1 protein-coding gene is annotated in these 1,462 nt (G+C 70.7%); it reads right to left on the reverse strand.

The annotated features are described in order from the left end of the window. Positions 1 to 85: 85 nt before the first annotated feature. On the reverse strand, positions 86 to 1,462 hold a 1,377-nt coding region (locus KUTG_RS51835), incomplete at its 5' end, for a S53 family peptidase (RefSeq protein ID WP_052396451.1).

Raw genomic sequence — 1,462 nt, forward strand, 5'->3', positions numbered from 1 at the left:
CATGACGATTCTCCTTGCCATGTCACGGTCTGTTGCGTGGGAGGTGGTGCGGCGGACACCCCACGTGGCCCGCCGCACCACGGCATCACTGGCCCAGTTCGGCCAGGAACGCGGCGTTTGGCGTGCCCACGCCGGTCACCATGTCCCAGCCGCTGCCGCTCTGGAGCGTCTGCGGCTTGGCATCGAAATCGACCAGATAGCTCCCGCCCTGTGACGGGACCGGCACGCCGCCGAACGAGAACAGGCCCGGCGTCCACGCACCAGCCGGGTGCGCGGTCACATCCGTGATCGCCTTTCCGCCGTTCAGCGCATAAATCGCCGGGTTCAAGAACCCGAACCGATCGAGGTGCTGGGCCTGCTCGGTGTCGGCGACCATGCCGGCCAGCAGCGGCGACGACAGCGAGGTGCCGCCCGCCGGAAACTCGACATACTGGGAATTCCCCTTGGCATCGGTCGCGGTGAACCCCACGGCCAGGCCGGTGTACGCCGAAGCCAGCATCGCGATGTCCGGCACCGCCCGGTGCCCGCCGGCCACGCTCGCCGGCACCACGCCAGCCTGGTAGTCCGGGGCCCCGAAGACCGACGACACGCCGCCGCTGGAACCGCCCGCGAAATGGCCCTGATCGGCCGGCAACGGCGTCCACTGCCCGCCGGACAGGGCCTCGCCGCCGTCCTCCCAGCCCGTTTGGAATCGGACGGAGTTGTTGGCGTTGAGCGCGACCGAGGTGCCGCCGACGGCCGTGACCCACGGGTCGGAGGCGGGGAACCCAGGCTGCGCGGGCTGAGCGACCCCGTAGCTGTCCTTGATCCCCGAGTTGTCGCCGGCGTCGCCGCTGCTGAACAGGATCGCCTGTCCCTGGATCGCGGCCTGCACCGCGATCGAGGTCAGCTGGTCCCGCACGGCCGGAGCCACATCGTTCTCGCCCGGGGTGGCCCACGAGTTCGTGATCACGCTGACCGCGTCCTGGCTGACGGCCGTGTTGAGCGCGTCGTAGATCCCCTGGGCGCAGTCCGCCCCGGCGTAGAACGTGATCTTCGCGGCCGGCGCGAGGGTGTGCACGGCCTGCACGTCCAGGGCCTGCTCGCTGGCCCATGCCTCCGGGGTGTCGCAGGAGGGCATGTCGTGGAATCCGCCAGCGGGCAGCACCGTCGTGTACTGGCCGTCAACGAGAGGCGCGTTCCCAAAGTCCTGCGCCGCTCGATTGGTGTCGGACACGATGGACCCGAGGTTGTACGCGCCGACGATGCCCACGCTCGTGCCCGCGCCGGTGTTGCCCGCACCCAGGCCGTAGATCGCGCGGGCCTGCGCGGTGCGGTAGCCGCAGAGCGCATTGCTCTGGTCGCCGCCGGAGTACTTGGTCGGCACCGCCGGGTTCGACTGCTCACCCCAGTAGTGCGCGCAGGTCTGCCCAGCGGCGGCCGGCTGCACACCGGCGCCGCCCGGGCGCGGAACCATCTGCTG

This window comes from Kutzneria sp. 744 (genome assembly GCF_000568255.1).
Classification (GTDB): Bacteria; Actinomycetota; Actinomycetes; order Mycobacteriales; family Pseudonocardiaceae; genus Kutzneria.